Below are 23,746 nucleotides of genomic sequence, written 5' to 3'. Positions count from 1 at the left end.
ACGATCGGTCATCGACCTTTCGCAGGGCGTTCCCCGCTTCGGCGGAGGGACGCCCTCGTGTTTGGACACGGCCATCTCGAATCCTGCTCGCGTCGAATGCAGAGGGAGATGTGGCCTCACCCGGCAAAGCCGTCCAGCCAGGCCTGTGTGCATCGTGGAGACCGGAGGAGAATCACGTCCAGTCCAGGTGGAGGCGCAGCGGCGACCGAGCGGATGAGCTTCCGGTTGCGCGTGAAGGTCGACCAGGACCACCTGACGACGTGTTCGGGATCGGTGAAGACCGTGCGCAGGGCCGGTTCACGGTTCCCGTTCCACAGCTCGATACGCGCCCATCGCCGGACGAGTGTTCGGCGGATCACACGTGCCATGACGACGGCGCGGGAGTAGTCGAGACCGATGAAGAGCTCGGCCCGATCGAGGAGGACGGGCCGAGCCGACGAATAGCTCCACTCGCTCACCCACGCATCTGCGTGGGCGATCGCCGTCACATCGGCGACGAACGACTCCCGGGGCGTCCAGGACGGCCCGTGGAAGAGGGAATCGAGCTCCGTGTAGGGAAGGCTCAGTCGGCTCGCGAGGGCGGCCGCCAGTGTCGTCTTGCCCGCACCCGACGAACCGGCCACGAGGATCCGTCGGGGGAGTCGAGGCTCGACGGGAGAGGGGTCGTTCTGCTGTTCACGGTCGACCATGACGAACGGCTCCCTTCCCGATGACCGGTCGATTCTATCGACAGGTGGGGGAAGAGAGCCGTTCGGTGAGGTGAGCCGTCGGGCGAGCCGATGCTCAGTGGTCGTGGTGCGACGCCTCGATCTCGCCACGCGACACCGGCGCGATGCGGTCCTCAAAGAACCAGCGGGAGAGCGACGCACGCACCTTCTGTGCCGCCGAGATCTTGCCACGGGAGTTCGGGCGGATCATCAGAGGCTTGTAGTCGTGGTAGCTCACGAGCTTCCACCGCTGGTACTCGTCGATCGGCTCGTGCTTCTCGATGTACTCACCACCGGGGAGGCGGATGATACGGCCGGACTCGTAGCCGTGCAGGACGATCTCTCGGTCCTTCTTCTGGAGCGCCAGACAGATGCGCTTGGTGATGAAGTAGGCGATGAACGGACCGGCGATGACCATGAACTGCAGAGCATGGATCACGCCCTCCATCGTGACCTTGAAGTGAGTCGCGATGATGTCGGAGCTGGCCGCGGCCCACAGACCGGCGTAGAACGTGAGGCCGGCTGCGCCGATAGCGGTACGCGTGGCCGCGTTCCGCGGACGGTCGAGGATGTGGTGCTCGCGCTTGTCACCCGTGACCCACGCCTCGACGAACGGGTACAGCATCGCCAACACGATGAAGATACCCAGCGCGCCGAGCGGGATCAGGATGTTGAACGACCACGTGCGCTCGAACAGGACGAACTCGAGGTGCGGCGGGATGAGACGGAGAGCCCCATCGGCGAAACCGATGTACCAGTCCGGCTGTGTACCGGCCGAGACCGGTGACGGGTCGTACGGCCCGTAGTTCCAGATCGGGTTGATCGTGAAGAACGTGGCGAGCAGGGCGATGACGCCGAACACGATGAAGAAGAAACCACCGGCCTTGGCGGCGTACACCGGGAGGACCGGGTAACCGACGACGTTCTGCTGGGTCTTGCCCGGTCCGCTGAACTGCGTGTGCTTGTGCACGACGACGAACACGAGGTGGAGCGCGATGAACAGCAGCACCAGGGCGGGCAGCAGCAGGATGTGGAGCGTGTACAGCCGCCCGACGATCGCGGTTCCGGGGAACTCCCCACCGAAGAGGAGGAACGAGATCCAGGTACCGACGAGGGGGATTCCCTTGATCATCCCGTCGATGATCCGCAGACCGTTTCCGGAGAGGAGGTCGTCGGGGAGCGAGTATCCGGTGAAGCCTTCGGCCATCGCGAGGATGAAGAGGACGAAACCGATGACCCAGTTGAGCTCGCGCGGCTTGCGGAACGCACCGGTGAAGAAGATGCGCATCATGTGCAGACCGATGGACGCGACGAACAGCAAGGCGGCCCAGTGGTGGATCTGACGCATCAGGAGTCCACCGCGGATGTCGAACGAGATGTCGAGGGACGACGCCATGGCAGCCGACATCTCGACGCCCTTGAGCGGCACATACGATCCGTCGTAGTGCACCTCGGCCATCGACGCCTGGAAGAAGAACGTCAGGAAGGTACCGGACAGCAGGATCACGACGAAGCTGTAGAGCGCGACCTCGCCGAGGAGGAACGACCAGTGGTCGGGGAAGACCTTGCGGCCGAATTCCTTGACCACGGCGGAGATCGACGTGCGCTCGTCGATGTAGTTGGACGCAGCGGCCGTGATGCCGCCCGACCGCTTCTCGGCGACGGGTGCCGGACGGTCTTCAGTGGTGGTGCTCATCAGTGACGCTCCCAGAAGGACGGTCCCACGGGTTCCTTGAAATCGCTCTGCGCGACGAGGTAGCCCTCGTCGTCGACAGCGATGGGGAGCTGGGGGAGGGGACGTGCGGCCGGTCCGAAGATGACGGCTGCGTGGTTGGCCACGTCGAACTGCGACTGGTGGCACGGGCACAGCAGGTGATGGGTCTGCTGCTCGTAGAGGGCTACGGGGCACCCGACGTGGGTGCAGACCTTCGAGTAGGCGACGATGCCGTTGTACGACCAGTCCTTCTTCGATTCCTCTTCGTTGAGGTCTTCAGGCTTGAGCCGCATGAGGAGGACGATGGCCTTGGCCTTCTCCTCGAGCATGTGGTCCATCTCCGGGAGACCTTCGGGGATGACGTGGAAGACCGAGCCGATCGTCACGTCCGATGCACGGATGGGGGTGCCATCCGGGTCGCGTGCGAGTCGGGTTCCTGCCTCCCACGCGGTGTTCTCGAGGAGCTCGACCGGGTCCTCGCCCTCCGGTGCCAGCCCGCGGAAGAGCACGACGGCGGGGAGCGGGAACGCGATCAGCGCTCCGATGAGGGTGTTGCGGATGAGCGAGCGTCGGCCGAAACCGCTCTCCTCGTTCGCCTCCTGGAAGATCTCGACGGCGCGGGCGCGGGTCTCGTCCGTTCCCCTGACGGGGTGACGGATGTCGATCGCCTCGTGATCGTGCATGAGGGCCTTGCCCCAGTGCACCGCTCCGATGCCGATGCCCAGCAGCGCGAGGGTCATGCCGATACCGATGAACATGTTGTTCAAGCGGACCGACAGGAGGTCCTCCGGCGTGATCGGGAAGGCCATGTAGGCCGCGACCGCGAAGAGGCTGCCCGCGAGGGAGAGGTAGAACAGCGTGTAGACCGTACGTTCAGCCCGCTTGGCCTTCTTGGGGTCGGTGTCCGTGACGCGCAACCGGTGCGGCGGGAGGCCTGGGTCGCGGACGGCATCGGAGGACACCACAGCCGTGCCCGGCGAGACGGACTGCACCTCGTCGTGGTCGCCGGCAGCGGTGAGCTCTGTGCTCTGACCGTCCTGTGCCATGTTGCTCCTTCTACTTTCCGTGCTGTGAGACGTGGGTGACTAGTTGGACCGAGCCGTGATCCACACGGTCAGAGCCACGATGATGCCCATGCCGGCGATCCAGAGGAACAGACCCTCCGCGACCGGTCCGAGCGATCCGAGGGGGTGTCCACCGACGCTCGTCGAGTTCTCCTGGAACTTGAGGGCCGTGATGATGTCGCGCTTGTCCTCGGGCGTGAGGTTGGCGTCGTTGAACACGGGCATGTTCTGCGGACCGGTGAGCATCGCCTCGTAGATGTGCGTCTCCGTGACACCGGTGAGCTCCGGAGCGTACTTGCCCTCGGTGAGCGCTCCGCCGGCACCGGCGACGTTGTGACACATCGCGCAGTTCACTCGGAAGAGCTCAGCGCCGCGGGCGGCGTCTCCATCGGCGTCGAGGTACTTGTCCTCGGGGATGGCCGGACCGGGGGAGACGGAACCGACGTACTGGGCGAGTGCCGAGATCTGCTCATCGGTGAACTGGACCGGCTTGACGGGTGCCTGGGGTGCGTTGGCCTGGAGCGGCATGCGTCCGGTGCCGACCTGGAAGTCGACGGCGGCCTCGCCGACACCGATGAGCGACGGGCCCTCCTTGCTGCCTTCGAGATTGAGGCCGTGGCACGTGGCGCAGTTGGCCTGGAAGAGCTTCTCGCCCTCCTCGACCGTCGCCTGCGTCGCCGTGCTCGAGGTGTCCGCGACGGCGGTCGACGAGCTGACGAGGGCGTACGCGCCGCCGGACAGCAGGAGACCGAGGGCGATGAGCGAGACACTCGCGAGGGGCGAACGCCGGCCCGTCTTGCGGATCCCGGATGTCTTCCGTGAAGTTCTGAACATGTGCTGCGCTCTCCGGTGCTATTTCAGGACGTAGATGACGACGAAGAGGCCGATCCAGACGACGTCGACGAAGTGCCAGTAGTACGAGACGACGATCGCGCTCGTCGCCTCCTTATGACCGAACGACTTGACCGCGTAGGCGCGTCCGATGACGAGGAGGAAGGCGATGAGACCCGCGGTCACGTGGAGGCCGTGGAAGCCGGTCGTGAAGTAGAACACCGAACCGTACGAGTCGGAGCTGAGCGTGACGCCCTCGCTCACGAGCGTGGCGTACTCCCAGATCTGGCCCGCGACGAAGATGGCGCCGAGGGCGTAGGTGAGGAAGAACCACTCCACCATGCCCCAGTTCTTCGGGTGCCCAGAGGTCGACCGCGGCTGGAGCTTCTCCGCCGCGAACACCCCCATCTGGCACGTGACCGACGACGACACGAGGATCAGCGTGTTCACGAGGGCGAAGGGGACGTTGAGCAGGCTCGACTGCTCAGCCCACAGCTCTGGGGCCATGGAACGGAGGGAGAAGTAGATCGCGAAGAGGCCGGCGAAGAACATCACTTCGCTTCCGAGCCACACGATCGTTCCCACCATCACCGGGTTCGGTCTGTTGAGTCGCTGCGCTGCGGCCGCGAAGTTCACTGGGGTGCTCGTCACCTCTCCATTATGGACGATGCCGGCGGCGTTTACGCGCACCACAGCAACCAATTCTACAAGTCGTCGAACTTAGGATCCCCTTAGTCGAACCGGTGAAACGGCAGGGAATCCGGCGCGAATGTGCCCCGGATAGGATCGGATCATGACCGACACGCCGTCTTGGCCAACACTCATCACGTCGCTGCTCGCTCGCGAGGATCTCAGTGTGGCCGAGGCCACCTGGGCCATGCAGCGCGTGATGCGCGGCGAAGCGAGCGACGCCCAGCTCGCCGGATTCCTCGTCGCGCTGAATGCAAAGGGAGAGACCGTCGACGAGATCATCGGGTTCCGCGACGCGATCCTCGAGCACGCCGTGCCCCTTCCAGCGGACTCGATGGCCCTCGACATCGTCGGCACCGGGGGTGACCGCTTCGGAACCGTCAACGTATCGACCATGGCAGCGGTCGTCGCCGCCGCGACCGGCATCCCCGTCATCAAGCACGGCAACAAGGCGGCGAGTTCGAGGTCCGGATCGAGCGACGTCCTGGCGACCCTTGGCATCGACCTCACGCTGTCGCCCGAGCGGGTCGCCTCGACCGTCGCAGAGGTCGGGATCACCTTCGCATTCGCCGGGGCATTCCACCCCGGCTTCCGGCATGCAGGTCCCGTGCGGGCGCAGCTCGGCATCCCGACCGTGTTCAACTTCCTCGGGCCCCTGTGCAACCCTGCACGTCCCGAGGCGTCAGCGGTCGGCGTCGCATCACTCGAACGTGTCCCCCTGATCGTCGGAGTCTTCCGCACGAGGGGCGCGACCGCGCTCGTCTTCCGCGGAGACGACGGACTGGATGAGCTCACGACGACGGGGCACTCGCACGTGTGGGAGGTGAGCAGGGGTCTCGTCACCGAACACGATCTCGACCCTCGCGATCTCGGCATCCCACTGGCCAGCATCGAGGACCTCGTCGGCGGCGATCCCGAGCACAACGCCGAGGTGGTACGGCGGACCCTGGCGGGAGAGACCGGCGCCGTCCGCGACATCGTGCTCCTGAACGCCGCGGCCGGCATCGTGTCGTACCGCCTCGCGGAGGATCCGGCGCAGGGTCAACAGAGCGTCGTCGAGCGGTTCCACGCGGCGATGCAGGTCGCGGCCCGAGCGATCGACTCGGGGGCGGCGACCCGGAAGCTCGAGGCGTGGGTCGACGCGACGCGCACGGCCTGACGAAGGTCCCTTCCGCCGCATCCGTCGTCCGGCGTACCGTGTGCAGTGACGGACCACCCTGATCCGATCGTCCCGAAGAGGTGGAGATTTCAATGAAGAAGCTCATCAACGACCCGAAGAACGTGGTGCAGGAGTCTGTCGCGGGATTCGCCGCGGCGCACTCCGACATCGTCACGGTGTCGAGCGACCCCCTGTTCATCGTCCGCGCAGACGCGCCGATGCAGGGCAAGGTCGGCATCGTGAGCGGGGGAGGAAGCGGACACGAGCCTCTCCATGGCGGATTCGTCGGCTACGGCATGCTCGGCGCCGCCGTGCCCGGCCCCGTCTTCACTTCTCCGACACCCGATCCGATCATCGCCGCGACGAAGGCCGTCGACGGCGGAGCCGGTGTGCTCCACATCGTCAAGAACTACACGGGCGACGTGCTGAACTTCGAGACCGCGGCCGATCTGGCCGGTGCCGACGGCATCGAGGTGCGAACGGTCGTCACCGACGACGACGTCGCTGTTCAGGACTCGCTCTACACGGCCGGTCGGCGCGGCGTCGGCGGTACCGTGCTCGTCGAGAAGATCGCCGGAGCGGCGGCGGAACGCGGTGACTCCCTCGACGCCGTCGCCACGATCGCCGAGCGCGTCAACGCGAACGTCCGCACCATGGGCGTGGCGCTCACTCCGTGCGTCGTACCGCACGCCGCAGAACCCAGCTTCACCCTGGGAGACGACGAGATCGAGATCGGCATCGGCATCCACGGTGAGCCCGGCCGCGAGCGGATTCCGCTCGAACCGGCCGATGCGATCGTCGAGCGCCTCCTCGAACCGATCCTCTCGGACCTCCCGTTCGCCTCGGGCGACTCGGTGCTGCTCTTCGTGAACGGGATGGGCGGGACTCCGCTCGTCGAGCTGTACATCGTCTACCGGCACGCCGTGGAGGTCTTGGCGAGCCGTGGAATCACGGTCGTCCGCAACCTGGTGGGCAACTACATCACCGCACTCGAGATGCAGGGTGCATCGATCTCGGTCCTCAAGCTCGACGACGAGACGATCGAGTTATGGGACGCCCCCGTGCAGACCGCCGCGCTGCGGTGGGGTCGATGACGGAGCACGGCCGAGCGCGGCCGCAGAACGGAGAGAACGTATGACATTGGGAACCGATTGGGCCATCGCCTGGGTGCGTCGCTCGGCCGCGGTGGTCGCCGAGCACCGGGTCGAACTCATCACACTGGATCGGGAGATCGGCGACGGCGATCACGGGGAGAACCTCGACAGGGGATTCACCGCCGTCATCGCCAAACTCGACGGACTCCCCGAGGGCTCGACGCCGGCCGACGTGTTCAAGCTCGTCGCCACCACCTTGATCTCGACGGTGGGTGGCGCGTCCGGGCCTCTCGTCGGCACCGCCTACCTCAAGGCCGCCGGCGCTGTGAACGGGAAGGCCGACCTCGACTCTGCGGCCCTGGTCGAGCTGTTGACGGCAGCTCGTGACGGCGTCGTACTCCGCGGCAAGGCCGCCGTCGGAGACAAGACGATGATCGACGCATGGACTCCGGCTGTCGCCGCCGCGTCCGCGGCAGCGGAAGCGGGGGCCGATGAGAAGGCCGTCCTCGAGGCGGCGGCCGACGCGGCGAGCGAGGGCGCGGCGGCGACCGAGCCGCTCGTCGCGCACAAGGGACGCGCGAGCTACCTCGGCGAACGGGCCATCGGTCACCGCGACCCCGGGGCGCAGTCGAGCGCTCTCATCCTCCGAGCCGCCGCGGAGGCCGCGGCATGACGGTCGGGATCGTCGTCGTCTCGCACAGCGAGAAGATCGCCGACGGCGTCGTCGAACTCGCGGCGCAGATGGCCGAGAACGTCGCGATCATCGCGGCAGGAGGCACGGACGACGGGCGCATCGGGACGAGCTTCGATCGTGTGTCCGCAGCGCTCGCCCGTGCGGAGTCCGGCGACGGAGTCGTCGTGCTCTGCGATCTCGGCTCCGCCGTCCTCACCGCCGAGACCGCCCTCGACTTCCTCGACGACGACGAACGGGACCGCATCGTGATCGCCGACGCGCCGCTCGTCGAGGGCACCGTCGCGGCAGCGGTCGCGGCCGCCACCGGTTCGGACCGCGCCGGGGTCGCGGCTGCGGCCGGCACGGCCAACGGTCAGGAACGATCCGGCCCGTCCCCGTCGAACGAACCGGCGGAGGATCCGGATGCGCCCGCGTCCGATGGCCCCTACACGCGTTCCGTCGACCTCGTGAATCGCGATGGTCTCCACGCGAGGCCGGCGGCGGAATTCGTCAAGCTCGCCTCCCGCTTCGACGTCCCCGTGTCGGTGAATGGGAAGGATGCCAAGAGCCTCCTCGCCATCATGGGCCTCGGGCTCACGGTCGGTACGACTGTCGAGCTCTCGACACCGGACCCCGGGGGGCGCGAAGCGGTCGACGCCCTCGCAGACCTCGTCCGGTCAGGCTTCGGCGAGGTCTGAGTCCCCGCAGGCTCAGCGAGGCGGGGTTGTCGAGCGCCGCCCGCCACGTGAGGATGGGGACACCGGATGACCCCGGCCAGACAGAACGGATCGACATGGGAATCGACGACATCTCGAAGAAGGCGCAGGAGTTCCTCAAGGACGAGCGCGTGACCAAGGCTCTGAAGAGCGAGCAGGCCGAGGGGGCGAGCGACAAGATCCTCGACGGGATCGCCGCGGCGGCCGACAAGGCGACCGGCGGGAAGTTCGCGGGTCAGATCGACGACGCGAAGAAGGCTGCGGACAAGAAGATCGGCAACGAGTAGCGAGGGAGTGGTTCATGGCGACGGTCCGTGTCGACAGCTGGATCTGGGCCGTCCGCCTCGCGAAGACCCGTTCGGCCGCCACGGCGGCGTGCAAGGCCGGCCACGTGCGCGTCAACGGAGAGCGCGCGAAACCAGCACAGTCGATCGGCGTCGGGGACGAGGTGCGCGTCCGTCTCGCGGACGAGCGGATCCTCGTGGTACGAGGACTCCTGGTCAAGCGCGTGTCGGCGAGCGTGGCGGCGGATAACTACACGGATCTCACCCCGCCGAAGCCTCCGCGGGTCGAGGTCCCGGTGACCGTCGAGCGAGACAGGGGGAGTGGCCGTCCCACGAAACGCGACCGCCGCGATCTCGAACGCCTGCGCGGTCGGTGACGTCCGGACCCGTGGGATGCTGGGCGATTTCTACTCCTCTCCCTGCCGGTCCGCAAGGGTGAAACGGAGGCCGACTATCGGGTCGTGAACGGGTCTATGGTTTTCGCCGAGGAGGCACCATGTCGACCACTGACACGTCCCACGACACCGCTCCGATCCGGAGTCTCGTCCCCGCCCGGATGGACCGATTGCCGTGGACTCGATTCCACTGGTCGATCGTCGTGGGGCTCGGGTTCTCCTGGGTACTCGACGGCCTCGAGATCCAGATCGTCGCCTCGGCCGGCTTCCAGAAGGAATTCGGGCTCAGTGCCACCGAAGTCGGTGTGACCGCGACGGTGTACCTCATCGGTCAAGTGATCGGAGCGCTCGTCTTCGGGCGGCTCTCCGATCGTCTCGGTCGCAAGAAGCTGTTCATCCTGACGCTCGTCATCTACCTCGCGGCGTCCGGCCTCGCGGGGCTCGCGCCGAACTTCGAACTCCTCCTCGTGTGCCGATTCATCGCGGGCGCCGGGATCGGCGGCGAGTATGCGGCCATCAATTCGGCGATCGACGAGCTCATCCCGGCGAAGTACCGCGGACGCGTGGACATCGCGATCAACGGAACCTACTGGGGCGGAGCGGCTCTCGGCACCGCAGCCAACTTCTTCTTCCTCAACGAGGCGATCTTCCCCGAGACGGTCGGATGGCGACTCGCGTTCTTCATCGGCCCCATCCTCGGCATCCTCATCATCTTCCTGCGTCGGCACATCCCCGAGAGCCCACGGTGGCTCATGACCCATGGTCGCGAGGAGGAGGCCGAGCGCACCGTCGACGACATCGAGGGCGTGTCGAACGGGAGGGCGGCACTCTCGCGAAGGTGGACGATTCCGAGGCGATCGAGCTGAAATCGACCGGATCGATCCCGTTCCGCGTCATCGCGCGCGTGCTGCTCAAGGACTACCCGAAGCGCACGCTCGTGGGGGCGACGATGATGATCACGCAGTCGTTCCTGTACAACGCGATCTTCTTCACCTACGCGCTCGTCCTGCAGAACTTCTACGGACTCGACTCGTCGACGACACAGCTCTACTTCTTCCCGTTCGCGATCGGCAATCTCATCGGACCGCTCATCCTCGGGCACTTCTTCGACGTGTGGGGGAGGCGCAACATGATCCTGCTCACCTATGGCGTCTCCGGCGTGGTCCTGGGTGTCTCGGCCGTGCTCTTCCAGGCCGATATGCTCACGGCGACGACGCAGACGATCTTCTGGTGCGTGGCGTTCTTCTTCGCCTCGGCCGGCGCATCGTCCGCCTACCTCACCGTGAGCGAGATCTTCCCGCTCGAGCTCCGCAGCCAGGCGATCTCGTACTTCTTCATCATCGGACAGCTCGCCGGCGCCTTCGCGCCCACCATCTACGGAGCCCTCGTCGGCGACGGTACGGACCGCGGACCGCTCACGATGGGGTACGTCCTCGGCGCCGCCATCATGATCGTGGGCGGTCTCGTGGCGAAGATCTTCGGCGTCGACGCGGAGAGGCAGTCCCTCGAGGCGATCACGAAGCCTCTCTCGCTCTACGAGGTGGGGACGAAGGACTGAGCCCACGCCTCGGACAGCTCCGGAACCCGCTGTCAGGCAGACGTCGGAGTGAGGCGCGATCGGTCCGCCGCGCTGCGTTCGACGGCCTCGAGCACCCGCTGCACCTGGAGAGCGTTCGCGAAAGAGGGTTCCGGCTGACGGCCCTCGGCGATCGCCGTCACGAGATCGACGACCTGGTGGGTGAAGGCATGCTCGTAGCCCAGTCCGTGCCCCGTCGGCCACCACCGGTCGACGTACGGGTGAGACGGATCCGTCACCTGGATGCGGCGGAAGCCCTGGGCATCGTCCGGGTCGTCGCCGTCGAAGTACTCCAGCTCGTTCATCCGCTCGAAGTCGAAGGCGATCGAACCCCGGTCCCCGTTGATCTCGATCCGGTTCGCGTTCCGGCGCCCGAGAGCGAATCGCGTGGCCTCGAAGACGCCGATCGCTCCGCCGCTCAACCGAGCGGTGAAAGCCACGGCGTCGTCCACCGTGACGGGTCCGCGCGGGGCTCCTTCGGCAGCGCGCCCGCCGAGGCCTTCCTGCTGAGCGAGGACCGGACGCTCGGTGACGAACGTGGTGAGGACGGCGGACACCTCGTCGATCGTCTGCCCGGTCAACCACTGAGCCGTGTCGATGCTGTGGGCGCCGATGTCGCCGAGCGCCCCGGAGCCCGCTTTCTCCTTGTCGAGACGCCACGTGAGGGGAGCCTCGGGAGAGCTGAGCCAGTCCTGCAGGTACTGGGCACGGACGTGGCGGATGCGGCCAAGGCGCCCGTCGTCGACGAAACGTCTGGCCAGGGCGAGCGCTGGAGTACGGCGGTAGCTGAAGCCGCACATGGCTCGGACGCCCGAGGCGAGGGCTCCCTGGGCGGCGTCCGCCATCTCCTGGGCCTCGGTCACCGTCCGGGCGAGGGGCTTCTCGCAGAGCACGTGCTTCCCCGCGGCGAGCGCAGCGATCGCGATCTCCGCGTGCTGGTCGCCGGGGGCGCAGATGTCGACGATGTCGATGTCGTCGCGAGCGATGACCGCGCGCCAATCGGTCGACCACTCGGCCGCGCCGAAATTGGCCGCCGCGGCCCTGGCACGGTCTTCGTCCCGTCCCACGACGACGACGAGCTCGGGCTCGAGGGGGAGCGGGAAGAAGCGGTGAGCCGTGCGCCAGGCGTGCGCATGGGCCCTGCCCATGAAGGCGTGGCCGATGAGCGCTACGCGGAAGGACGAGGTCATGCTGTTCTCCTTGTGCTGAATGCGTCGATGCAGACGGGTCGGGGAAGCGCTCGACTACGCCGGTGCGCGTGGGGACTGCAGCGGAACGAGCTCCGGCTTCGACACCGTACTGCCGATCGTCATCACGGCGCGTTCCCTCGTCGAACGCAGGATCGCGTCCATGACGTCGAGGACGTGGAAGGCGAGTCGACCGGATGCTCGGTGCGGGCGGTCTTCCACGATCGCCGTCGCGAGATCGGCGAGTCCGACCCCGCGTCCCGTCCCGATGTATCCCGCGGAATCGGGCAGGACGGTCCACGCGGGTCGAACCGCTGTCGCCACCTCTACCAGTTCGGAGAACATGTTCGGGTCGGGCACGGCGAGCGTCCCGGACGTGCCGAAGACCTCGAAGAGGGGAGCGCGAGTACTCCAGACCTCGAAGCTCACCGTGACCGTCGTCGTCACGCCGTCCGCATGCTCGAGCAGCGCCGTGATGTGGGTGTCCACCGCGACGTCGATCGGTGCGCCGGCGAGAGGTCCCGTCTCGATGGTCCGTTCCCGCTGCGAACGCGTGCCGAGCCCCGATACGCGGACGACGGGGCCGAAGAAGTGCACGAGAGCGCTCAGGTAGTACGGTCCCATGTCGAAGAGCGGTCCGGCACCTTCCTGGTAGTAGAAGGCCGGCGCGGGGTGCCAGCGCTCGTGGCCGGGCGCCGACCAGAAGACCTGGGCCGCCACGGGCGTGCCGATGGCGCCGGACTCGAGAGCATGTCGGGCCGTCTGGATGCCCGTGCCGAGCACGGTGTCCGGTGCGCTCCCGATCCGCAGACCGAGTCTGTCGGCGAGGTCGAGCATGGGTGCTGCCTCAGCAGGGCTGAGACCGAGCGGCTTCTCGGCGAAGACGTGTTTCCCGGCCTCGAGAGCCCGCGTGCCCACCTCGACGTGCGCCGCAGGGATGGTGAGGTTGAGGACGGCGTCGACCTCCGGGTGCGCGATGAGCTCATCGACGCTCATGGCGGAGACACCGTGTTCCGCCGCGACGGTCTGCGCCCTCGATACGTCGAGGTCGGACACGGCGAGCAGCCGAAGACCGGGGAAGGTGGGGAGGTTCGCGAGGTACTGCTCGCTGATCTTCCCGACGCCGACGATGCCGACGGTCAGCGGGACGCCCACAGGAGACCCCTCTCGATGATGGTCCGGACGTTGGGGTCTTCGAGCACCTCGACGCGGTGCCCGGGTGTCGAGACGAAGATGCGCCCGGCGCCCCACCGGCGCGTCCAGATCGCCGGCGACGTGACGGAGCGATGCCACGGGTCCCACTCCCTGGCCGCCTGCGTGGTGGTCGCGAGGACGTCGTTGTAGTCGTCGTGCAGCACCCAGTACTGCTCGGTGACGAGCGTGAAGTCTGTGATACCGGCGGTGATCGGATGCTCGGCCGCCGCCGCGGTCATCTCGATCGTGTGGGGGACGTAGTTGTCGGATTGATCGCCGGTGCGCTCGTCGGCGTGCTTTCCCGGGTGCGAGGCGAACTGGCCGCCGATCAGGTGGAGGTAGTCGGACGTGTTGCGGTAGGAGTCGGCGATACCGCCGTGCCACCCCGCGAGTCCCGTTCCGTTCTCGACGGCGGCGCGCAGTCCCGCGAACTCGTCCGCTTCGATCGTCGACATGGTGTTCGACTGGACGATCAGGTCGATCTCCGCAAGGACTGCGGCGTCCGCATAGACGGCCGGCGATTCATCCACCCGCACCTCGAAACCGTTCGCCTCGAGGAACGGGATGAAGAGCTCGGTGGCCTCGACGGGCTGGTGACCGTCCCATCCGCCGCGGACGACGAGGGCCTTCCGGGTCGCCGTGGCGGGGGGAGCATCAGTCATCGTCATCCTTGAGGAGCTGGGTATGCCTCTCGCGACCAGGTTCGGTGCGAGTTGCGAAAGTCCGAACGGTGGTCGGACGGGCGCGGATTCATTCTGCACCCGATTCACGGGCCGTGCAATCGGCCGCGCGTGACCGTGATCGCCAACGGACACATCAGAGTTGCGCAACTTCGGATACTCTCGAGACATGGTCGGACCGGAGAGCACAGCGCCGCGCGCCACGATGAGGTCGATCGCGGAGCGCGCGGAGACGAGCGTTCCCACCGTGTCGAAGGTGCTCAACGGCGGGACCGACGTCTCGGAGGCGACGAGACGACGTGTGATCGACGCGGCCCACGAGCTCGGCTACCGGCGGCGTCCGCGCACCACCGGGAACCCCCGACGGCCCCGCGAGTCGGAGCTCGTCGACGTCGTCGTCGGCCACGTGGGGAGCAGTTGGATCAGCCGCGTGCTCGAGGGGATCGAAGAGGAATGCGCCGCAGCCGGAACGGATCTCGTCCTCAGTGTCGCGCGTGCGGACGGGAAGTGGCTGCGGCGCATCACGGGACGACCGTCCATCGGAGCGATCCTCGTCGTCACCGAGGCCGATGCCGCCGAGCTCTATTCCCTCACCTCGAGCGGCGTCCCCGTCGTCGCGATCGACCCCGGATCGCGCCCTCCCGCCGATATCGCGAGCGTCGGGTCGACCAACTGGGACGGTGGTCGGATGGCAGCCGAGCACCTGCTCGATCGTGGTCACCGCTCCTTCGGCATCGTCGCCGGTCGGCGCTCGCATCCGTTCAGCAACGCTCGTGTCGACGGATTCCTCACGGCCGCTCGCGGAGCGGACGCCACCGTCCCGGCCGAGCGCCAGGCGTTCTGCGACTGGGATCGCGAGATGGCGCGCCTCGCGGCCATCGATATGCTGTCGCCTGCCGAGCGACCGACGGCCGTTTTCGCGTGCTCCGACGTGATGGCGCTGGGTGTGTACGACGCGGCTGCGTCGCTCGGCCTCGCCATCCCCGACGATCTCAGCGTGGTCGGATTCGACGACGTCGAGGAGTCCGCACTGGCGGCACCGCCGCTCACGACGGTGCAGCAACCGATCTCCGAGATGGGGGCCACGGCGTTCCGCATGCTGCACCAGGCCGCGACACGCGGCCGATCCGCTTCCGACGTGTCCCAACGCCTCGAGCTCGAGACGCGCCTGGTCGAGCGTCACTCGACAGCACGACCTCCCCTCGGTCCGCGTCAGCCGTGACGCCGACCGAGACATCAGACACCGTATGGTGACAGCCATGCACGAAGGAGAGCACACGATGACACGACCGATCCGAGTCCTCGTCTGGGGCGAGAACCATCACGAGAAGCACGACGAGATCGTCCAGCGGCACTACCCCGACACCATGCACGGGACCATCGCCGCGGGACTCCGCGAACTCCTCGGTGAGTCCGCCGTGGTCGAGACGGCGACCCTCGACGACGAGGAGCACGGCTTGTCGGAGGAGCGTCTGGCGCGCACCGACGTGCTGCTGTGGTGGGGTCATATGCTGCACGACGCAGTGGAGGACGCCGTCGTCGATCGTGTCCGTGAGCACGTGCTCGGCGGGATGGGCCTCGTCGCTCTGCACTCCGCGCACTTCTCGAAGATCTTCATACGACTCATGGGCACCACCTGCTCGTTGCGCTGGCGCCAGGCCGACGATCGCGAGCTCGTCTGGACCGTCGCGCCGACGCACCCGATCGCGGAGGGCGTTCCCCAACCGATCGTCATCCCCTCGCAGGAGATGTACGGGGAGTTCTTCGACGTCCCGACCCCCGACGATCTGGTCTTCGTGTCCGGGTTCTCTGGGGGAGAGGTGTTCCGCTCCGGGATGACGTTCTCCCGTGGGCACGGGCGCATCTTCTACTTCTCACCCGGCGATCAGGACTACCCCGTCTATCACGATGCGGGGGTCAAGCGTGTGCTGTCGAACGCCGTGCGCTGGGCGCACCAGGATCGCGAGAGGGTGGCGCCCCGGATCGGGATGTACCGGGAGAACGACTTCCATACGGCTCGCGAGTGGGACGGGAGTCCGTTGTGAACGCGGTGCGCTCTGTCATCGTCGTCGGCGCGGGCGCGATGGGCCGGACGTGGCTCGACACGATCGCGCGACGCTCGGATCTGCATGTCTCCGCGGTGGTGGACGTCGTCGAGGGGGCCGCCCGCTCGGCGGTCGAGGAACGCGGATGGGATGCTCCCGTCTTCTCGACCGCCGACGGCGCCCTCTCGGCCGTCCACGCCGACATGCTGCTCAACGTGACGATCCCTGAAGCTCATCTCGCTGTGAGCAGCGCTGCTCTCCGGGCCGGAGTCCCGGTGCTGAGCGAGAAGCCCGTCACGCCGACGGTGGCTGAGGCGCTCCAGCTCGCGGATCTCAGCGAATCGACGGGCGTACTCCTGGTGACGAGTCAATCCCGACGATTCTCGCCCGGCATCTCGACGTTCCGCGACGCCCTCCAGGCACGCGGGGGAGCGGGACAGCTCGACACCCGGTTCTTCCAGAATCCCCGCTTCGGCGGTTTCCGCGACCGTATGGATCATCCTCTCCTCGTCGACATGGCGATCCACAGCTTCGATCAGGCGCGCTTCCTCCTCGACGAGGATCCGGAGTCGGTGTACTGCGAGGAGTTCGCGCCGAGCTGGAGCTGGTTCGACGGAGGCGCGGCCGCTGAGGCGATCTTCCGGTTCCCGAGCGGTGCCCGCTTCTCCTATTCGGGCAGCTGGTGCGCCGACGGCCTCGTGACCTCGTGGAACGGCGACTGGCGGGGGAGCGCTCCCGATGGCACCGTGACGTGGGACGGGGAGGCCGAGGTCGTGGCCCAGGGGAGGGACGACGATCCCGCCGCCGTGCCACTGGGTCCCGCACCGGACGGGGAGGGGCTCGACGCGGCCCTCGCGGAATTCGTCGCGGCCCTCGATGGAGGTCCCGTTCCTTCTGGAGAAGTCCACCTCAACGTGTGGAGCCTCGCGATGGTCGAGGCGGCCGTCCAGTCCGCCGATCGAGGGGAGCGGATCGTCCTCGCCGACGTCTTCGATGCGGCACGACGCGACGCTTCGGCTCGATGAGGAGCCGAACGACGGGTCCTCTCTGATATGTTGCCGTACACGCCAAATCTCCCGTCATGGCCGCGCCGGCCGGACGGACATCACGGACGATGAAGGGGACGCAATGACGCGACCGATCACGCTGTTCACGGGCCAGTGGGCCGACCTGCCGTTCGAGGAGGTCGCACGGCTCGCAGGGGAGTGGGGCTACGACGGACTGGAGATCGCCTGCTGGGGCGACCACATCGACGTCTCGCGCTGGGACGACGATGCGTACGTGCAGAGCCGACGCGACATCCTCGAACGCAACGGGCTGACCGTCTTCGCGATCTCGAATCATCTGACGGGCCAGGCCGTCTGCGACGATCCGATCGACGAGAGGCATCGGGACATCCTCAGCGACCGCGTGTGGGGAGACGGGGACCCCGAGGGGGTCCGGCTCCGGGCGGCGGAGGACCTCAAGGACACGGCCCGCTTCGCGGCCCGTCTCGGTGTCCCGATCGTCAACGGGTTCTCCGGATCGTCGATCTGGAAGGGCGTCGCGATGTTCCCACCGGCCTCCGATGAGTGGATCGCGGCGGGGTACCAGGACTTCGCAGACCGCTGGAACCCGATCCTCGACGTCTTCGACGAGGTCGGGGTGCGGTTCGCACTCGAGGTGCACCCGAGCGAGATCGCCTACGACTATTGGACGGCTCAGCGCACACTCGAGGCGATCGGGCATCGATCGGCCTTCGGCTTCAACGTGGACCCGTCGCACTTCGTGTGGCAGCGGATCGATCCCGTGGCATTCGTGCTCGACTTCGCCGAGCACGTCACGCACGTGCACGTCAAGGAGTCGATCACGAATCTCGACGGCCGCAACGGCGTCCTCGGATCCCACTTGCCCTGGGCGAACCCCCGTCGTGGGTGGACGTTCGTGTCGACGGGACATGGCGCCGTTCCCTGGGAGCCGTTCTTCCGGGCCCTGAACGCGATCGGGTACGACGGGCCCACGAGCGTCGAATGGGAGGACGCCGGCATGGACCGACTGGTCGGCGCGCCCGAGGCGCTCGCTTACGTGAGGCGACTCAACGCCATCACGCCGTCGGCGGAGTCGTTCGACGCGGCGTTCTCGACGTCACGCGAGTAGTAGCGCCGGGGAGGGGGTCGGGAACCCCCTCCGCACGCTCCCATGTTCTCGAACTGACATAATGTGCATTATCAGCGTTATCTCACGGGTGGCAGGAGACCAGCGATCGGGCGCCCGGGCGATGATCCCCGGGCACCCGATCCCGCCCGTCACACCGGAAGGACGCGGCTCCACCACTCGAGGATGACGTCGAAGCGGTCGCGACGGTGGCGCGGACGACCCGAGCGGCTGAGCTCGTGGTTCTCGCCGGGGAAAACGACGAGTTCGGCGTCGACCCCATGGCGCTTCAAGGCTGCGTAGTACCGCTCGGCTTGAGACAGCGGGCATCGGAGGTCATCCTCCGAATGCAGCACGAGCGTCGGTGTGCGCACCGAGCCGACATGCGCCTGAGGGCTCTGTCGAGCGATGTCCTCCGGCGACGTTCCCACGTATTCGTCTCCGAAGAAGTCGCCGATGTCCGACGTGCCCACGAAGAGTTCCGGGTCGAGGAAGCCGCGTTCGACGATCGCACCGGCGAACCGGTGGTCGTGCGCCGTGATCCACGCCGTGAGGTAGCCGCCGTAGCTGCCCCCGAGGACGCCCACGCGGTCGGCGTCGAGCGTCTCGTCGGCGTCGAGGACCCCCTCGAAGAAGTCGATGACGTCCGCGAAGTCGACGGTGCCCATGGCGTTCTTGATCGACCGCCCGAAAGCCTCACCGAAGCCCGCCGCGCCACGCGGGTTGCAGTAGACGACCGCGTACCCCGCGTCCGCGTACACCTGGGATTCGTCGAAGAGCGCTCCGGTGTAGGCGGCGAACGGACCTCCGTGGATCATGAGGAGCGTCGGGAACGGCCCGTCACCCTCCGGCTTGACGAGCCAGCCCTCGACGACCTGGCCATCACGTCCCGTCACGGCGTGGTGCTCCACCGGGAGGATGCCGGCGTCGCGGAGACCGATGGAGAAATCGGTGAGCACCTCGGGGCTCGGACCGCCGAGCAGGGCGACCTCCCCGGAGTCGCGGGAACCCGCGACGACGGCGACGATGCGATCCCCCGACGCGTCGATGCCCGACACCACATCGGAGTCCGACGTGAGAACGGTTCTCGATCCATCGGCCGCGAGACGCTCTGCTCTGATCGCACCGCGAATGCGATTCGCGAACACGACCGAGCCGTCGCCTGTGAACACGATGTCGGACACCTCTCCGATGTCGGTGTCGGTGACGTCCGTGAGAGCCTCGGCCCGGGCATCCGGGCTGGGCATGCGGTACAGCGAGGTGTTCCGAGCCACGAAGTCGCGTCCGGAGTCCCCCAGTTCCTGGGCCAGGACGTGGAGGACACCGTCGGGTGCGAACGCGAGGCCGGCGATGGACCGGCGCGCATCGGCGGCAGACAGTCGTCGCGGCTCATCCTCGCCGTCGACACTCACACTGTAGACGTCGTTCGCACGGTCGACATCGGCCGTCTCGTGGAGATCGGAGATGAACGCGACGGCGGAACCGTCCGGCGTGAACACGGGGTGCGAGACATCGGCGTCGAAGGACGACAGGCGTCGCGATTCGGGAACGGTCGGCGCGTCGGGAGCCTTCTCCCCCGAACGCTCGGGGACCGGCTGCACCGCGGGTTCCGCCGTGACGTCCGGGACGTCGACGACGAAGAGGGACGCTCGCCGGTCGGTCGTGTAGCCGACCCCGTTGGCGCGGAACGTCCTCGTCGTGAAGCGCCGAGGAGCCTCAGCGCCCGCGCCGATCTCGGGCACCGTTCCGTACCGTCCCTGCTCGGCGACGCGCGCCGTGTAGGCGATGCGACTCGAATCGGGCGACCATGCGATGTCCGAGACCCCGAGCAGCTGGGCGGTGACGACCACAGGCTCGCCGCCGTCGGACGAGACGACGTGCAGCTGAGGCGGCTCCCCCGGCGCCGCCCGCAGGAAGGCGATGAGAGACCCGTCCGGCGAGTGCCGCGGTGCGCTGTCTCGGAAGCCGCGGGTGATGCGCCGTGGCTCGCCGCCCGTGAGCGGGACGCTCCAGAGCTGTCCGACGTACGCGTCGGCCGAGATGTCCGGGCGGGTCACGGAGACGACGGCGACGTCGCCTCTCGGGTGGATGCTCGGTCGACCGGGCGTGGACAGGAGAGGGAGATCGGTTGCCTTCACCATCCCATTCAACGCCGAACCCGTCCCGCCGCCAAACCGCGGACTCTCTGAAGACGGGAATACGGCGACGAGGGGGTCCGTTCGGCCAGAAGGCGCCATCGGGCGTCGAAACGGAAGGACACGATGAACCTCTACGCTCCACTCACCGCCGGCGAGCTCTCACTCCCGAACCGCGTCGTCATGGCCCCGCTCACACGGGTGCGTTCCCACGCCAACGGCGTGCCGAGCGATCTGAACGTCGAGCACTACGCCCAGCGCGCGGGACTCGGGCTCATCATCAGCGAGGGCACCTACCCGTCTGCCGAGTCGAAGTCGTACCCCGGGCAGCCCGGTATCGCCACCGAGGAGCAGGCGGCCGGCTGGTCGCGCGTCGCCGAGGCCGTCCACGAGGCCGGTGGCCGGATCGTCATGCAGATCATGAACGGCGGGCGGGTCTCGCACACCGACATCACGGGCACCGAGCGCATCGTCGCTCCGAGCGCCATCGCGATCGACGGAGAGGTCCGCACGCCGTCCGGCAAGAGCGCGTACCCCGTCCCCCACGCCCTCACGACGGAGGAGCTCTCCGTCGTCCGGGACGAGTTCGTCGCTGCCGCCCGTCGCGCGATCGACGCCGGACTCGACGGCGTCGAGGTCCACGGCGCCAACGGGTACCTCCTCCACGAGTTCCTCTCCCCCGCCGCCAACCGCCGCGAGGACGCGTACGGCGGATCCCCCGCAGCGCGTGCGTCGTTCGTCGTGGAGGTCGTGCGCGCGGTGGCCGACGAGATCGGAGCGGGCCGCGTCGGCCTGCGTCTCTCCCCCGCCCACAACATCCAGGACATCGCCGAGACTGACGCGGACGACGTCCGGGCAACGTACACGGCGGTCGTCGAGGGGATCGCCCCGCTCGGACTCTCCTACCTGAGCGTCCTCCACGCGGAGCCGACGGGAGAGCTCGTCCAGGAGCTCCGCTCGCGCTTCGGCGGCGTGCTCATCGCGAACAGCGGCTTCGGAACGGTGACGACGAAGGCGGAGGCCGAGCGCCTCGTCGCCGAGGGCTCGGCGGATGCTGTCGCCGTCGGTCGTCTCGCGATCGCGAACCCCGACCTCGTCGAGCGCTGGCGCGGCGGCCACCCCGAGAACGAGCCCAACCCGGCGACGTTCTACGGTGATGACGCGACCGGCTACACGGACTACCCGCGCCTCTCGGCCTGACCAACGGACCGGCCTGATCGAGACGGTCTGGCCGATCAGACGAACGAAGCCCGTCAGCCGGTGTAATCCCCACCGGCCGACGGGCTTCGTGTCTGTCTCCGCGTCGGGTCAGACGATCGTTCAGTTGCCGCCGAAGTCCGATACGTCGCCGACGTAGCGCGTGTGGTCCGCCCCGATCGGCTCGACGGCGGCGCGTGCGACCTCCGCGGCGAACTCGGAGACGTTGAAGAGCCGACCGGCGGCTTCCTTGCGTGCGGAGATCGCACCGGGATTCGCGCGCTCGAGGAGCGTCGCCGTGATGGTGCCCTCGATCATGTCGCCCGAGACGACGACGAACTCGACTCCGGCCGACTCGAACTCCTCGATGCGCGCGCGCAGGGCGTCCTCGCCCGCCCGCTTGGAGCGGGCGACGGGCTCGTACTCGGGCATGGTGGGCGTCGAGTGGATGAAGTGCGCCTGGTGGCTCGTCACGAAGACGATCCGCGATCCGACAGCGAGCAACGGGAGCATCGCGTCGACGACGCCGACCTGTGCATCGCGGTTGAGGACCATGGCGTAGTCCTCCGCCATTCCGCTCTCCATGCCGCCAGACGCGTTGAGGACGAGGACGTCGAGCGAGCCGTAGGCCTCGCGGATCTGTGCGGCCATGCCGGCGACGGAATCGGCGTCGGTCAGGTCGGCGCCGACGGTGAGGGCCGTGCCACCGGTGGCGCGGATCTCCTCGGCGAGCTTGACCGCTCGCGCCTCCTTGTTCCGGAAGTTGATGACCACATTGGCTCCGGCCGCGGCGAAGTAGCGCACGGTGTCGGCGCCGATGCCGCGGGACGAGCCGGTGACGAGGACGTTCTTGCCCTCGAGTGAGCCGGGGGCGAGGGGGTGTGACACGGAGGATTCCTCTCAAGTGGGACGACGGCCGACAGCGGCGAACGATCCGTGACGGACGTCATGTCAAGCTGGGGCCAGCCCCGAGACTACCAAGCGGTGATCGTCTTGAGGCAACGGGGCTCCGGACGGCCCCGCCGCGGACAGAACCGAGGAGACACACATGACCACCCGCTACTTCGACTCCCCGCTCCCCCGGGTCTTCGCTCATCGGGGGCTCGCGACGTCCGCACCCGAGAACACGGTGGCCGCCTTCCAAGCCGCCATCGCCGCCGGCGCCGACTACGTCGAGACCGATGCGCACGTCACGGCCGACGGCGTAGCCGTCCTCGCGCACGACCCGACCATCGTCGTCGGACAGACGACGATCGAGATCGCCTCGACCGCCTCGGCTGATCTGGACGCTCTCGACCTCGGCGCCGGAGAGCGCGTGCCGCGTCTGCTCGACGTGCTCGAACGGTTCCCCGACACGCCGTTCAACATCGATGTGAAGGCACCGTCCGCCGTGCCGTCGGTGGTCTCCGCGATCCATTCGGCGGACGCCCGCGACCGCGTGCTCGTGACCTCCTTCGACGGAGCGACGCGGTCGGCAGTGCTCCGAGCGCTTCCGGGAGTAGCCACGAGCGCGTCCAGCGACCTCGTCGCCCGCGCTCTCCTGCCCGCGCGTCTCGGCCTCGCCGGCATCGTCGGCCGCATCCTCCGGGGCGTCCCGTGCGTGCAGGTGCCCGAACGGCACCGCGGAATCGCGGTCGTCACACGACGATCCGTCCGTGCCTTCCACTCCGCCGGGATCGAGGTCCACGTGTGGACCGTGAACGACCCCCGAGACATGCGGCGGCTCCTGGCACTCGGGGTCGACGGAATCGTGACCGATCGGTGCGACGTCGCGCTCCGAACCATCGGTAGAGCGACTCGAAGCTGAGCACGGCCTGGGAGCATGACGGCCGTTGGAAGAGAAAACCCAGCTTGAAGCGTTATAACTTGACGAACCACACTATGCGAGAGGAGACCACACAATGGCAGATCGCAGCCTGCGCGGAATGCGCCTCGGATCCCAGAGCCTGCAGAGCGAGGAAGGGGTCGTGTTCTCGGAGCGGATCGCACACGAGTACTCGTGTGCCGCTTGCGGCAACGACACCGTCCTCATCTTCGCCGCCGACGCGGACGCACCCGACACCTGGGAGTGCAAGACCTGCGGTGCTGAGGCCGTCCTGATGGTGGACAGCAAGCCCGTCGACATCGATCACGGGGACGTCAAGGCCCCGCGTACCCACTGGGACATGCTGCTCGAACGGCGTACTCGCGCGGAACTCGAAGAGCTCCTCCAGGAGCGCCTCGACTTCCTGCGTGCCCGACGCGGACAGCACAAGATCGGCGCCTGAGCCGC

General features: G+C 67.6%; 25 protein-coding genes. 15 read left to right on the top strand and 10 right to left on the bottom strand.

The annotated features are described in order from the left end of the window. Nucleotides 1-116: 116 nt before the first annotated feature. From CLV49_RS16060 to ctaE, 5 genes are all read right to left on the bottom strand, one after another. Nucleotides 117-689, bottom strand: coding sequence for a P-loop NTPase family protein (locus tag CLV49_RS16060; RefSeq protein ID WP_106564438.1), 573 nt, complete (start codon nucleotides 687-689; stop codon nucleotides 117-119). Nucleotides 690-783: 94 nt separating this feature from the next. Then, nucleotides 784-2,403 carry a cytochrome bc1 complex cytochrome b subunit gene (gene qcrB, locus CLV49_RS16055; protein WP_106564437.1) on the bottom strand — a complete coding sequence of 540 codons (1,620 nt, stop codon included), beginning with the start codon at nucleotides 2,401-2,403 and terminating at the stop codon, nucleotides 784-786. Next, complete coding sequence (gene qcrA / locus CLV49_RS16050; protein ID WP_106564436.1) at nucleotides 2,403-3,467, bottom strand: cytochrome bc1 complex Rieske iron-sulfur subunit; 1,065 nt, start codon at nucleotides 3,465-3,467, stop codon at nucleotides 2,403-2,405. Before qcrA ends, qcrB begins: the two co-directional genes overlap by 1 nt. Before the next feature lie 39 nt (nucleotides 3,468-3,506). Beyond that, the gene (gene qcrC, locus CLV49_RS16045) at nucleotides 3,507-4,319 is read right to left on the bottom strand and encodes a cytochrome bc1 complex diheme cytochrome c subunit (protein ID WP_106564435.1); all 813 of its coding nucleotides are present in this window, start codon (nucleotides 4,317-4,319) and stop codon (nucleotides 3,507-3,509) included. Nucleotides 4,320-4,337: 18 nt separating this feature from the next. Continuing rightward, complete coding sequence (gene ctaE, locus CLV49_RS16040; RefSeq protein ID WP_481808293.1) at nucleotides 4,338-4,967, bottom strand: aa3-type cytochrome oxidase subunit III; 630 nt, start codon at nucleotides 4,965-4,967, stop codon at nucleotides 4,338-4,340. A 142-nt stretch (nucleotides 4,968-5,109) separates the two neighbouring features. Here ctaE and trpD point away from each other — a divergent pair, with 142 nt between their 5' ends. The 8 genes from trpD to CLV49_RS18650 all read left to right on the top strand — a co-directional run bounded on the left by trpD (nucleotide 5,110) and on the right by CLV49_RS18650 (nucleotide 10,885). Then, nucleotides 5,110-6,165: an anthranilate phosphoribosyltransferase gene (gene trpD / locus CLV49_RS16035; RefSeq protein ID WP_106564434.1), complete on the top strand. Its 1,056-nt coding sequence runs from the start codon at nucleotides 5,110-5,112 to the stop codon at nucleotides 6,163-6,165. A 92-nt stretch (nucleotides 6,166-6,257) separates the two neighbouring features. After that, nucleotides 6,258-7,259, top strand: a complete 1,002-nt coding sequence (gene dhaK, locus CLV49_RS16030) for a dihydroxyacetone kinase subunit DhaK (protein WP_106564433.1) — start codon at nucleotides 6,258-6,260, stop codon at nucleotides 7,257-7,259. A gap of 40 nt (nucleotides 7,260-7,299) precedes the next feature. After that, nucleotides 7,300-7,932: a dihydroxyacetone kinase subunit DhaL gene (dhaL, locus tag CLV49_RS16025; protein WP_106564432.1), complete on the top strand. Its 633-nt coding sequence runs from the start codon at nucleotides 7,300-7,302 to the stop codon at nucleotides 7,930-7,932. Then, on the top strand, nucleotides 7,929-8,630 hold the full coding sequence (gene dhaM, locus CLV49_RS16020) for a dihydroxyacetone kinase phosphoryl donor subunit DhaM (RefSeq protein ID WP_106564431.1): 702 nt from the start codon (nucleotides 7,929-7,931) through the stop codon (nucleotides 8,628-8,630). The genes dhaL and dhaM overlap by 4 nt, the downstream gene beginning before the upstream one ends. A gap of 95 nt (nucleotides 8,631-8,725) precedes the next feature. Beyond that, complete coding sequence (locus CLV49_RS16015) at nucleotides 8,726-8,935, top strand: Rv0909 family putative TA system antitoxin (protein WP_106565169.1); 210 nt, start codon at nucleotides 8,726-8,728, stop codon at nucleotides 8,933-8,935. A gap of 14 nt (nucleotides 8,936-8,949) precedes the next feature. Further along, nucleotides 8,950-9,309, top strand: coding sequence for an RNA-binding S4 domain-containing protein (locus CLV49_RS16010; protein ID WP_106564430.1), 360 nt, complete (start codon nucleotides 8,950-8,952; stop codon nucleotides 9,307-9,309). A gap of 119 nt (nucleotides 9,310-9,428) precedes the next feature. Continuing rightward, on the top strand, nucleotides 9,429-10,193 hold the full coding sequence (locus tag CLV49_RS18655) for an MFS transporter (protein ID WP_341810438.1): 765 nt from the start codon (nucleotides 9,429-9,431) through the stop codon (nucleotides 10,191-10,193). Further along, nucleotides 10,166-10,885 carry an MFS transporter gene (locus CLV49_RS18650; RefSeq protein ID WP_341810439.1) on the top strand — a complete coding sequence of 240 codons (720 nt, stop codon included), beginning with the start codon at nucleotides 10,166-10,168 and terminating at the stop codon, nucleotides 10,883-10,885. Before CLV49_RS18655 ends, CLV49_RS18650 begins: the two co-directional genes overlap by 28 nt. 32 nt (nucleotides 10,886-10,917) lie before the next feature. On the opposite strand, the gene CLV49_RS16000 is transcribed toward CLV49_RS18650, so the two are convergent. Genes CLV49_RS16000 through CLV49_RS15990 form a run of 3 tightly spaced genes read right to left on the bottom strand, consistent with a single transcriptional unit; the run spans nucleotide 10,918 to nucleotide 13,946 of the window. Next, nucleotides 10,918-12,093 (bottom strand): Gfo/Idh/MocA family protein, encoded by a 1,176-nt coding sequence (locus tag CLV49_RS16000; protein ID WP_106564429.1) that lies wholly within the window; start codon nucleotides 12,091-12,093, stop codon nucleotides 10,918-10,920. 54 nt (nucleotides 12,094-12,147) lie between these two features. Continuing rightward, complete coding sequence (locus CLV49_RS15995; RefSeq protein ID WP_106564428.1) at nucleotides 12,148-13,245, bottom strand: Gfo/Idh/MocA family protein; 1,098 nt, start codon at nucleotides 13,243-13,245, stop codon at nucleotides 12,148-12,150. Next, on the bottom strand, nucleotides 13,230-13,946 hold the full coding sequence (locus CLV49_RS15990; RefSeq protein ID WP_106564427.1) for a ThuA domain-containing protein: 717 nt from the start codon (nucleotides 13,944-13,946) through the stop codon (nucleotides 13,230-13,232). Before CLV49_RS15990 ends, CLV49_RS15995 begins: the two co-directional genes overlap by 16 nt. A 187-nt stretch (nucleotides 13,947-14,133) precedes the next feature. Here CLV49_RS15990 and CLV49_RS15985 point away from each other — a divergent pair, with 187 nt between their 5' ends. From CLV49_RS15985 to CLV49_RS15970, 4 genes are all read left to right on the top strand, one after another. Continuing rightward, the gene (locus CLV49_RS15985) at nucleotides 14,134-15,186 is read left to right on the top strand and encodes a LacI family DNA-binding transcriptional regulator (protein ID WP_106564426.1); all 1,053 of its coding nucleotides are present in this window, start codon (nucleotides 14,134-14,136) and stop codon (nucleotides 15,184-15,186) included. 58 nt (nucleotides 15,187-15,244) lie between these two features. Beyond that, nucleotides 15,245-16,009 carry a ThuA domain-containing protein gene (locus tag CLV49_RS15980; protein WP_106565168.1) on the top strand — a complete coding sequence of 255 codons (765 nt, stop codon included), beginning with the start codon at nucleotides 15,245-15,247 and terminating at the stop codon, nucleotides 16,007-16,009. Next, the gene (locus CLV49_RS15975) at nucleotides 16,006-17,034 is read left to right on the top strand and encodes a Gfo/Idh/MocA family protein (RefSeq protein ID WP_146145363.1); all 1,029 of its coding nucleotides are present in this window, start codon (nucleotides 16,006-16,008) and stop codon (nucleotides 17,032-17,034) included. The genes CLV49_RS15980 and CLV49_RS15975 overlap by 4 nt, the downstream gene beginning before the upstream one ends. A gap of 103 nt (nucleotides 17,035-17,137) precedes the next feature. Beyond that, a complete protein-coding gene (locus tag CLV49_RS15970; RefSeq protein ID WP_106564424.1) occupies nucleotides 17,138-18,145 on the top strand; it encodes a sugar phosphate isomerase/epimerase family protein in 1,008 nt (335 codons plus the stop codon). 149 nt (nucleotides 18,146-18,294) lie between these two features. On the opposite strand, the gene CLV49_RS15965 is transcribed toward CLV49_RS15970, so the two are convergent. Continuing rightward, the gene (locus CLV49_RS15965; RefSeq protein ID WP_106565167.1) at nucleotides 18,295-20,280 is read right to left on the bottom strand and encodes a S9 family peptidase; all 1,986 of its coding nucleotides are present in this window, start codon (nucleotides 20,278-20,280) and stop codon (nucleotides 18,295-18,297) included. A gap of 123 nt (nucleotides 20,281-20,403) precedes the next feature. On the opposite strand from CLV49_RS15965, the gene CLV49_RS15960 reads away from it, so the two are divergent. Then, complete coding sequence (locus CLV49_RS15960) at nucleotides 20,404-21,477, top strand: alkene reductase (protein WP_106564423.1); 1,074 nt, start codon at nucleotides 20,404-20,406, stop codon at nucleotides 21,475-21,477. 120 nt (nucleotides 21,478-21,597) lie between these two features. On the opposite strand, the gene CLV49_RS15955 is transcribed toward CLV49_RS15960, so the two are convergent. After that, complete coding sequence (locus CLV49_RS15955) at nucleotides 21,598-22,362, bottom strand: SDR family oxidoreductase (protein ID WP_106564422.1); 765 nt, start codon at nucleotides 22,360-22,362, stop codon at nucleotides 21,598-21,600. 160 nt (nucleotides 22,363-22,522) lie between these two features. On the opposite strand from CLV49_RS15955, the gene CLV49_RS15950 reads away from it, so the two are divergent. Then, nucleotides 22,523-23,281, top strand: coding sequence for a glycerophosphodiester phosphodiesterase family protein (locus CLV49_RS15950; protein WP_106564421.1), 759 nt, complete (start codon nucleotides 22,523-22,525; stop codon nucleotides 23,279-23,281). A gap of 94 nt (nucleotides 23,282-23,375) precedes the next feature. Continuing rightward, on the top strand, nucleotides 23,376-23,741 hold the full coding sequence (locus tag CLV49_RS15945) for an RNA polymerase-binding protein RbpA (protein WP_106564420.1): 366 nt from the start codon (nucleotides 23,376-23,378) through the stop codon (nucleotides 23,739-23,741). Nucleotides 23,742-23,746 lie beyond the last annotated feature (5 nt).

It is taken from the genome of Labedella gwakjiensis, assembly GCF_003014675.1.
Taxonomy (GTDB): Bacteria; Actinomycetota; Actinomycetes; order Actinomycetales; family Microbacteriaceae; genus Labedella; species Labedella gwakjiensis.
The sequence above is the reverse complement of the archived record's forward strand: the minus strand, read 5'-3'. Positions and strand labels throughout refer to the sequence as shown.

Excerpts from the sequence above, each read along its gene's own strand:
- CLV49_RS15945 (WP_106564420.1), top strand. The coding sequence starts at position 23,376 with ATGGCAGATCGCAGCCTGCGCGGAATGCGCCTCGGATCCCAGAGCCTG.
- CLV49_RS15990 (WP_106564427.1), bottom strand. The coding sequence starts at position 13,946 with ATGACTGATGCTCCCCCCGCCACGGCGACCCGGAAGGCCCTCGTCGTC.
- CLV49_RS15960 (WP_106564423.1), top strand. The coding sequence starts at position 20,404 with ATGAACCTCTACGCTCCACTCACCGCCGGCGAGCTCTCACTCCCGAAC.
- CLV49_RS18655 (WP_341810438.1), top strand. The coding sequence starts at position 9,429 with ATGTCGACCACTGACACGTCCCACGACACCGCTCCGATCCGGAGTCTC.
- CLV49_RS15970 (WP_106564424.1), top strand. The coding sequence starts at position 17,138 with ATGACGCGACCGATCACGCTGTTCACGGGCCAGTGGGCCGACCTGCCG.
- CLV49_RS16010 (WP_106564430.1), top strand. The coding sequence starts at position 8,950 with ATGGCGACGGTCCGTGTCGACAGCTGGATCTGGGCCGTCCGCCTCGCG.
- qcrC (WP_106564435.1), bottom strand. The coding sequence starts at position 4,319 with ATGTTCAGAACTTCACGGAAGACATCCGGGATCCGCAAGACGGGCCGG.
- CLV49_RS15985 (WP_106564426.1), top strand. The coding sequence starts at position 14,134 with ATGGTCGGACCGGAGAGCACAGCGCCGCGCGCCACGATGAGGTCGATC.
- dhaM (WP_106564431.1), top strand. The coding sequence starts at position 7,929 with ATGACGGTCGGGATCGTCGTCGTCTCGCACAGCGAGAAGATCGCCGAC.
- CLV49_RS16015 (WP_106565169.1), top strand. The coding sequence starts at position 8,726 with ATGGGAATCGACGACATCTCGAAGAAGGCGCAGGAGTTCCTCAAGGAC.
- CLV49_RS16000 (WP_106564429.1), bottom strand. The coding sequence starts at position 12,093 with ATGACCTCGTCCTTCCGCGTAGCGCTCATCGGCCACGCCTTCATGGGC.
- CLV49_RS16060 (WP_106564438.1), bottom strand. The coding sequence starts at position 689 with ATGGTCGACCGTGAACAGCAGAACGACCCCTCTCCCGTCGAGCCTCGA.
- CLV49_RS15980 (WP_106565168.1), top strand. The coding sequence starts at position 15,245 with ATGACACGACCGATCCGAGTCCTCGTCTGGGGCGAGAACCATCACGAG.
- trpD (WP_106564434.1), top strand. The coding sequence starts at position 5,110 with ATGACCGACACGCCGTCTTGGCCAACACTCATCACGTCGCTGCTCGCT.
- CLV49_RS15950 (WP_106564421.1), top strand. The coding sequence starts at position 22,523 with ATGACCACCCGCTACTTCGACTCCCCGCTCCCCCGGGTCTTCGCTCAT.
- dhaL (WP_106564432.1), top strand. The coding sequence starts at position 7,300 with ATGACATTGGGAACCGATTGGGCCATCGCCTGGGTGCGTCGCTCGGCC.
- dhaK (WP_106564433.1), top strand. The coding sequence starts at position 6,258 with ATGAAGAAGCTCATCAACGACCCGAAGAACGTGGTGCAGGAGTCTGTC.
- qcrB (WP_106564437.1), bottom strand. The coding sequence starts at position 2,403 with ATGAGCACCACCACTGAAGACCGTCCGGCACCCGTCGCCGAGAAGCGG.
- qcrA (WP_106564436.1), bottom strand. The coding sequence starts at position 3,467 with ATGGCACAGGACGGTCAGAGCACAGAGCTCACCGCTGCCGGCGACCAC.